Annotated in this window: 3 protein-coding genes; all 3 read right to left on the reverse strand. The window is 44.7% G+C overall.

The window, feature by feature from the left end:
* Positions 1-126: 126 nt before the first annotated feature.
* The 3 genes from gldA to ACFQ2O_RS21045 all read right to left on the reverse strand — a co-directional run bounded on the left by gldA (position 127) and on the right by ACFQ2O_RS21045 (position 2,682).
* Complete coding sequence (gene gldA / locus ACFQ2O_RS21035; protein WP_377532750.1) at positions 127-1,038, reverse strand: gliding motility-associated ABC transporter ATP-binding subunit GldA; 912 nt, start codon at positions 1,036-1,038, stop codon at positions 127-129.
* A 91-nt stretch (positions 1,039-1,129) separates the two neighbouring features.
* Positions 1,130-1,834: an SDR family oxidoreductase gene (locus ACFQ2O_RS21040; protein ID WP_377532752.1), complete on the reverse strand. Its 705-nt coding sequence runs from the start codon at positions 1,832-1,834 to the stop codon at positions 1,130-1,132.
* A 140-nt stretch (positions 1,835-1,974) separates the two neighbouring features.
* Complete coding sequence (locus ACFQ2O_RS21045; RefSeq protein WP_377532754.1) at positions 1,975-2,682, reverse strand: SDR family oxidoreductase; 708 nt, start codon at positions 2,680-2,682, stop codon at positions 1,975-1,977.
* Positions 2,683-2,715: the final 33 nt, after the last annotated feature.

Raw genomic sequence — 2,715 nt, forward strand, 5'->3', positions numbered from 1 at the left:
TTCAATTAAAAATCATGAATTAGAAATTAGAAATTGAGTGGCTACAATGCCTGCAATTTGCTTTGCTTACACAGCTCTTTAATTTCATGCATTTCTAATTTCTAATTTTGAATTTCTAATTCATTCTTACTTCGTGAGCTGTTGGAATATTTTTTCCAGTGAGTTCTCTTCCTGACGCAAACCTACCAGAGGCCAGTTGCGTTCAGCGGCTATGCGAAAAACATTGGAGCGCACATCTGCTTGTTTGCTGGAGGTAATGCGGTAGGTAAAGCCCTGCACCAGCTCCACCTTCTCAACCCCTTGTATGTTCTGCAGCGCTTCCACTTCTACAGGCGCTTCAAACTCTACCAATGTTGTCTTATCGTTTCTGCCACCGGCTTGCAGGCTTGCCACATCACTGTTGGCTACTAATTTGCCTCGGTTAATAATGATGACTCGGTCGCAAATAGCCGCTACTTCCTGCATGATATGGGTAGAGAAAATCACCGTCTTATTTTGCCCGATGCGCTTAATCAGCGAGCGTATCTCAACGATCTGGTTTGGGTCAAGACCTGTAGTGGGTTCATCAAGTATAAGCACCTGCGGGTCGTGCACCAGCGCCTGCGCCAGCCCCACCCGCTGTCTGTATCCTTTAGATAGCGCCCCTATCTTTTTGCCTTGCTCCAAAGTAAGGCCACACAACTCTACCATCTCCTGCACACGTGCTTTGGCAAGCTTACCTTTAAGGCCATAAACAGAGGCTACAAAGTATAAATACTCGTGCACATACATATCCAGGTACAGCGGGTTGTGCTCCGGCAAATAACCTACATTACGGCGCACGGCAATTGGGTCCTGCACTACATCATGCCCAGCCACTACCACTGTACCGGCACTTGGCGGCAGAAAGCAGGTAGCAATTTTCATGGTAGTGGACTTTCCGGCACCATTTGGCCCCAGAAAACCCAATATCTGCCCCTGCTCTACCGTGAACGAAATATCATCCACTGCATGCTGTGTGCCGTAAATTTTAGAAAGGTTCTTAACTTCTACAGACATTCTTTAAATGAATAATGAATGATGACGAATGAGAGATGAATCAGCCGTCATTATTTGGTGCAAAGCTACAAAAGCCGAGCCATACTTGGTGCTACTTCTGCTTTCTGCCTTTTGGCATTAATGGGCGCACCTCAATATCTACCTGGTGGTAGTTTGGGTGTGACTCCAGCGCGTGCAGAATGGTAGAGGCGATATCTTGCGGCCGCATCATGTTGTCGCTAACTGTTACGGTATCTATGTTATCGAAGAAGCTAGTATTAACCGAACCCGGATAGATACAGGTAACCTTTACACCATAGTCGCGCACCTCTTTGTAGAGGGAGTGCGATATACCACGCACAGCATGTTTGGTGCCGCAATAGCCTGACATTTGTGCTACTCCTGTGGTGCCTGCAATAGAGGATATGTTGATAATATGTCCTTCTCCCATCTCTTTCATGCCCAACACGACTAAGCGGGTGCAGTAAAAGATGCCATTTACATTGGTTTCAAACATAGTATGCCAGTCGTCCAGGCTCATATCCTCCAGCAAACCTGCTATTCCCAAGCCTGCATTATTCACCAAGACTTGTATAGGTTTACCAAGCGTAGCAATGGTGTTGTCAAATGCTTGCTGCACCGACTCATGATGCCTCACGTCGCACTCAAAAAAATGAAAATTCTGATGCTCCAGGTCAGGTTTTGTGCGTCCCCAACCAGCTACTTTAGCACCTTTTTCCAATAAAGCTTCAACAGTGGCTAAGCCTATACCTTTGCTAACTCCGGTTACAACTGCTATTTTTCCTTTTAATTCCATAGTTGTGTAGGTTTGATTTTGAATGAGTGCATGAGTGATCGCATGAATAGGATTACAGGATTTTCCAAACGATTGTACTTATACCTTTATTTTCCTGCATTCACTTGGCCTTACGCGCAATTCAGATTTCAGCTTATCAATTAAAGATCTCCTAGCTGCGGCCTGATGAGCAGCTCTTCCACTACACTGTTTTCTGATAAGGTATAAGCACTCCAAATTGCCATAGCAACATCCTCTGATTTTACAAAACGCTCCGGCGGCAGATCAACCCCTTCCCAGCTGGCAGTAAGAGTAGCTCCCGGAAGTATGGCTGTTACACGCACGTTATGCTCCTTCAGCTCTTCTCGCAGCACCTTGGTCATACCATACATGGCATATTTAGAAATACAGTAGGACCCACCGTTGATGTACGGCGTTATACTTGCAGTAGAGCACATATTAAAGATGTGGCCTGAACGCCTGGCAATCATACTATGTACAAAGGCCTTTGTCATGTAATAAGAGCTGTACAGGTTGGTATTGATCATGAACGGCAGTGCTTCATCATCTTCCTCTGTTATCTTGCCCGGAATAAACAAGCCGCTGTTATTCACCAGTACATCCACTTGCACCCCTAGCTCATCAACATATTTTTTAAATTTCTGTAATGATCCGCGCTCACTTAAGTCTGCTTCCTGATAAAACACTTTAGAGAACGTATAATTCTGCTCTATTTCAAGCTTTAACTTTTGAAGGTCTTTCTCGTTTCGGGAACAGGTAATGATGTGGAATCCTTCTTTGGCAAACTGTTCGATAATTGCCCGGCCAATGCCCTTTGTTCCACCTGTTACCAAAATATATCGTTGCATATGCGTGCAGTTTTATATGTTTTACAATTTTAA

The sequence above is a fragment of the Pontibacter rugosus genome, assembly GCF_042678745.1.
Taxonomy (GTDB): domain Bacteria; phylum Bacteroidota; class Bacteroidia; order Cytophagales; family Hymenobacteraceae; genus Pontibacter; species Pontibacter rugosus.

Bases quoted from the DNA above. Each gene is read 5' to 3' on its own strand.
- gldA (WP_377532750.1), bottom strand. From the start codon at position 1,038: ATGTCTGTAGAAGTTAAGAACCTTTCTAAAATTTACGGCACACAGCAT.
- ACFQ2O_RS21045 (WP_377532754.1), bottom strand. From the start codon at position 2,682: ATGCAACGATATATTTTGGTAACAGGTGGAACAAAGGGCATTGGCCGG.
- ACFQ2O_RS21040 (WP_377532752.1), bottom strand. From the start codon at position 1,834: ATGGAATTAAAAGGAAAAATAGCAGTTGTAACCGGAGTTAGCAAAGGT.